Annotated in this window: 1 pseudogene; it reads left to right on the forward strand. The window is 48.5% G+C overall.

The features are described from left to right. Nucleotides 1-223: 223 nt before the first annotated feature. A pseudogene (locus BGK46_RS13255) lies at nucleotides 224-6,367 on the forward strand (amino acid adenylation domain-containing protein). The last annotated feature ends 46 nt before the right edge of the window (nucleotides 6,368-6,413 follow it).

Genomic DNA, 6,413 nt, shown 5'->3' on the forward strand with positions numbered 1-6,413 from the left:
TCGAACCTCGATTAATCAGTGCTTGATTGTATTGCTTCCAATTGCTGATTTTATACTTGGCTTTGCTCATCATCTGAGACCGGTTTTGAGGCGTTGATGATCTGATCGCCGCTAGAGTGATAAGTTCAATGATTTAGGAAACAACGCCCTCTCAAATCGGTCGCACCTATCGGTGTGGCATAGGGAGGGTTTACCCAAAATTCATTAAAGTAAGATTGCCATTATGTCCAAAAACACTGATTTAATTGCCCAGTTTGAACAGGCGCTCTGCGACACTTACGCACTCTCCCACTCCACGCTCAATGACGAAGAGAACATGTTCGCTCTGGGTGTAGATTCCATGTTTCTTATGCGTATGGTGAGTCAGTTTAGACGATTAGGATGCAAGGTCAGCCTCAAACAGATTTACCAGCAAACCACACTGGGTGATGTGCGAGCTCTGCTCGGTTCATATTCCACAACGGGCAACGCTCTTGAGCCAAAAGCGCCCACTTCATCCTTCCCGTGCATGACAGATGGTCAGCCATTCCCAATGACCCCTGTTCAACACGCCTATTACGTGGGGCGCTCTCCAAATCAACCTTTGGGCGGCAATGGTTGCCATCTCTATCAAGAGTTTGATGCGGAGAAACTTGATCCTGACCATCTAGAACAAGCGTTAAACACACTATTAGAGCGTCACCCTATGTTAAGGGTGGCATTTCAAAATGATGGCATGCAGCGTTGGCTCGCGCCCACAGCACCACTTAAAGTGATTCGCCACAACTTAACAAACGCTACTGAAGAAGAAGTTGAAAACACACTGCTCGACCTAAGAGCTCGGCTGAGCCACCGTCCATTAAACGTCCAAGATGCTCAAACAATAGAGTTCCACTGCTCTTTGCTACCGCAAAATCGTTGCCGAGTTCACGCCAGCATAGATTTGCTCGTCATGGACGCAGCAAGCTTTAGTCTGTTTTTCAATGAACTGTCACTGCTACTCCAAGGCATGCAGCTGCCACCTTTAACCAAGCATTACGATTTTTGCAGCTATCTCGCTCAAGAAAAAATCGAACTTTCAGCTTCACGTCGAGCCGCTGCAACGTTTTGGGCCGAGCAAATTGATTCGTTACCCACCGCACCCAAATTGCCTCTAGCCCAAGAACCGAACCAGATCGGTAAACCGCAGTTTCACCGCCGAAGCCACATTCTAAGCCAACAACAGTGGGCCACATTTCAGCATCACGCCTCAACACATCAGATAACGCCAACCATGATGCTAGCGACTGCTTATTCAGCGGTGCTTTCTCGATGGAGCGGTCAAACTGATCTTTTGCTTAATTTAACCTTATTTGATTGCCATTCATTCAATGATGATGTGCAGCACCTGCTGGCCGACTTTACCAACATTCTGCTACTCGATATGCACCTAGAAGAGAAGAGTATCGTTGAGTTAGCACAGGCACATCAACAACGTTTCGCCGATATTTACGAACACCGACATCACTCCGGAGTTGAAGTTCTTCGTCAACTCAAAAAGCAGGGGACTCATCCACATGGCGCACCGATCGTCTTTACCAGTAACCTAAACCGCAGTCTGTTTGGCGATGACCTCGCCTCTCCTTTAGGCCAACCTGGTTGGGGAATTTCACAAACACCTCAGGTCTGGCTGGATTTTGTCGCCTCTAAACACCAAGAGGGCATCCTGTTGCAATGGGATAGTGTTGATACCCTATTCCCAGCCGGTTTCATTGACACCCTATTTACGGCGTTTATCCACTGTATTGAACACTTAGTTAGCGATGACGCCAATTGGGCACAGCCGTTACCTGATCTCTTACCTGAACAACAAAAGCAGTAAAGAAGAAAACGAACGCCTGCACCGACCACGCTACCAGAAGGTCTGCTTCATGAGCGGATCTTTGCTTATGCTGACCATTACCCCGCTAGACTCGCTATGGTGCATAACGAGCAAATGTTTAGCTTTGAGTCACTAACCTATCGTGCCAAATGCCTTGCGAATACATTAATCAACGCCGGTTTAGAAAAAGATGAACGGGTTGCGATCAGTATGGAAAAGGGCCCCGGACAAGTCATTGCCGCACTTGCGATCTTATACGCTGGGGGTATCTATGTCCCTATCGCTCCGGATCAACCCATCCTCCGTCGACAAGCGATAATCGATAGCGCAAACATCCGCTTTGTACTGCGCTGTCAGACCACACTGTCACACTACGAGTGGACATCAGCGACTCATTTCGAGTGGCAAGATGCAAGCCACTCACCGTTACTGTCTTCGCCGCATCAATGCGCACCAACGGACACGGCTTACATTATCTATACCTCTGGTTCTACTGGTACACCTAAAGGTGTCGTGATTTCGCATCTATCGGCACTGAACACATGCATCGACATTAACCAACGCCATCAGATAAACGAAAACGATCGCGTTTTATCCTTATCAGCACTGCACTTTGACCTCTCGGTATATGACATATTCGGTGTTCTATCAGCTGGTGGAGCGTTAATCATTCCGCTCGAAACACAACGCCGAGACCCTATGGCTTGGTCTACTCTAGTCGATAGTCATAAAGTCACGTTGTGGAACACGGTACCCGCCCTGTTTGATATGTTTTTAACTTACTGTGAAGGCATGTCACTCAACACACCCGCTCACCTTAATACCGTATTGCTTTCTGGAGATTGGGTAGACTTGTCCCTCCCCGAGCGTTACCGCAGATTCCAACCACAAGGCACCTTTAGTGCCATGGGTGGCGCAACCGAAGCTGCCATCTGGTCTAACGAATACTGGGTCGAGCAGGTCGCGGAGCATTGGCGATCAATTCCTTATGGTTATCCATTAAGCAATCAAGCATATCGTGTAGTGGATAGCGCCGGTCGTGACTGCCCTGATTGGGTCGTTGGAGAACTGTGGATTGGCGGTGTGGGCGTAGCACAAGGCTACTGGAACGACCCTGAGCGCACGGCTGCGCAATTTGTCGAGGATCACGACTCGATTACGGGTCTACATCAGCGATGGTATCGAACCGGAGATATGGGCTGCTATTGGCCAGATGGGACACTGGAGTTTCTCGGACGCCAAGACACCCAAGTCAAAGTCGGTGGTTACCGAATAGAGTTAGGTGATATTGACGCTGCACTTAACCGAATAGATGGTGTACGACATGGCGTTAGCCTAGCCTTGAGCACACAGGGCGGGAAAGATCGTCAACTGGAAGCCTTTGTCGTCACTGAAGGCGATTCGCTGTGTGAGGTTGCGACACCTGCTGCTAATCTTCCTAGCAGTTATAAAGACCTGTTTCCCACCAGTAGCGCTTCGGCTGATCAAGTTGAAACAGATCAAGTGGCTCGTTTCCTCCAAAACCATCTTTTTGCCACCATATCGGCTAATCAAGAGCCATATTCACTCGAAACATGGTCTCATTCCTACGGAGTCATTGAGGTCTATCAACCACTATTTTCGCAGTGGTGGTCATTACTTTGCCAACATGGTTTGGCGGCACAATTGGAAAGCGATTATCAGCTAAAAGCACCTGTCACTACGTATCCAAACGAGTTTGAAACGGCTGCCGATTTTACTCAAGCAAGTGAATTGCTCAAAGCGATAATGACCGGAGACACATCTGCGAGTGCGTTATTAGATAGCCCGCTATCACCAGAAGCACTGTTAACTCAAAATCCAGCTTTCCAGGCTCAAATCATCGCGATTTCAAACGCGGTATCTCAGTTATCAGCTCAACTTGGTCGCCCTGTCATCCTTGCCGAGTTCGACTCGAGGAGCGGACGTGTCGCCGAAGCACTACTGGAGGCATGCGGCCCAAAGACTGTCGAATACCATGCAATGGATGCCTCTTTATCTTTGGTTCAATCAGCCACAGATAGATTGAGTCGTTTTTCACACGCTCACGTTCATCATTGGGATGGTAACGATCAGCACCCCTTGTGTGCAAAGTGCGACATCGTGCTAATCAACAATGTACTTCACCGAGTGACCAAGCCACAAAACGTTCTCAGCAACGCCCAAAAACTGGTCACTTCGCAAGGGTTGATGATCGTACTGGAAATATCAACACTTGAAGATGGTGCGCTGATCAGCGCTCAAGTCATCCAACCTGAGTTGTCTGCACTGCCAACCCAGAGCGAACTACTATCTCTGTTTGAAAACAACGCACTGCGCGTAGAACAGACATTAGACCACTCACCATTTATCGGCTATGCCCTGCGTAATCAATCGCCAGTACTGATTGCCAATAGTGAACGCCTAAAAGCCAAACTGAGCGAACATTTACCGCCATATATGCTGCCCAAGCGTATTCACTTCCTGAGCTCGCTTCCATTGAGCGCAAACGGAAAAGTCGATCGCAAGCAGCTATCACAACATGGTGCACCAGCCGATGAAAAAACGCCGCTGGAATCTCCCCTACAAACTGATAACGAACGCATTGTGGCCCAGGTATGGCACTCACTTTTCCCTAAGCAAGCGATAAACCGCTCTAGCGATTTCTTCCTATTGGGGGGAGACAGCTTGATGGCAACACGCTGCATCGGAGAACTGAAAAAACTCGGTTATATCGGCGAGCTTACCGATCTCTTCACTCACACCAGCTTAGAAAGCTTTGCTCTAAAACTATCGCCGACCAAGGTTCAACAGCAGCTCGAAGAGTTAATACCAAACCCAGAAGAGCGCTATAGACCATTCCCTATGAACGAAGTCCAACAAGCGTATTGGATTGGTCGTCAATCTGGTTTTGCTCTCGGTGAGACCAGCGCTCAGTTCTTTGTCGAATTCCGCGTCGCCAAGTTTGATGCCTCACGTTTCAACCACGCCATCAACTGTTTGATAGAGCGCCATGATGCGTTAAGAACAGTGATACGTAATCACCTGCAGCAAGTGTTAATTTATGTTCCAACCTTCTCCATTCGCTGCCACTCTTTTGCCGATATTGATTGTGACGAAGCCAACCTGCTCCGCACCGAGTTATCTCACCGAGTTAATGATCCCGCGTTTTGGCCACTGTTCACCGCGGAAGCGATAGTATCGCCCAATCAGAGTGATGCGCGACTGTGTATCGGATTAGACAACATGATGCTTGATGGATTGAGTATGCAGATTTTCTTCTCAGAATTAGAAGCGCTGTATCTAAATCCACAAGTGACGTTGCCTGAACTTGAGCTTACATTCCGTGATGTTATCCAATGGCAGCAAGCACACCGCTCTCCTCACGCTGAGCAACAGGCAAAAAGTTACTGGCAAACCCAGTTGAAAGCGCTGCCTGCAGCCCCAGCGCTACCTTTACAAGCGGATCCGGCAACTTTATCTCGCACTAGGTTTATCCGAGCTTCCGAGACTTTATCAGCCGAAGAATGGCAAGCGCTGAAAGCACAAGCAAGCCAATATCAGCTCACTCCTTCACTCGTTCTAATGGGCGCTTACGCGGCTACCTTAGCGGCATGGGGGCGTCAGTCATCGTTGACTCTGAACTTAACTCTGTTTGATCGCCCTGATGTGCACCCTCAGATTGGCCAAGTGTTAGGTGACTTCACCACACTACTATTATTAGCTTGGCATAGTGATTCTAGCTGGCTTGATAGCCTTAAGCGTTTGCAAAACCAATTAGCCCAAGACTTAAAACACAACAAAGTGTCGGCAGTTTGGGTGATGAGAGAACTCGCTAAACAACAGCAACTGTCTAACGCAAGTATGCCGGTAGTCTTTACCAGTGCGCTTGGTACCTCCGATGGCAACTTTTTGTCTAACAAAGGGTGGCTAAAACCTGTTTGGGGCATCTCTCAGACCCCACAAGTTTGGCTCGATCATCAAGTGTACGAGTCAGAAGGACAACTGTGTTTGAACTGGGACGCAGTGGAAGCATTACTGCCTCAAACCCTGCTCGATCAAATGTTTGGTCAATATATTGAGCTACTGAAAACATTGGCAAACCAACCGCAAAGCTGGTCTCAAACGATCGATAAACTGCTCTCTGGTGATACGCCATCACTACCACCATCTGTCGCCTATCCCACCGCTCAACGCCTTGTGCCCCAAGCAATACAACGACAAGGCGAGCCAGAAAAGATTCAACGGATTCAGGCAGCATTTCAGCAGATTGTCTCAGCGCCGATTGGCGAGAACGACAACTTTTTTGATGCAGGGGCCAGCTCATTACAGCTAGTACAACTTCATGGGCTATTAACCCAACAAGGCGACACACTCTCAGTGACGGATCTGTTTACCTATCCTTCACCCGCCTTACTTGCAAGCTCATATCTAACGTCGGTAGAGCAAGTTGAGCCAAATACCGACCGAGAACAACGCCAACAGAGACAAGCTCTGCGCAAACTCGCACGCCGAAAACGCGTTAACTAAAGACTATCTCGAGGTGAGCTCAATGCTGGGCTGACACTCGAATTTA

The organism is Salinivibrio sp. SS2 (genome assembly GCF_001722075.1).
Taxonomy (GTDB): domain Bacteria; phylum Pseudomonadota; class Gammaproteobacteria; order Enterobacterales; family Vibrionaceae; genus Salinivibrio; species Salinivibrio proteolyticus.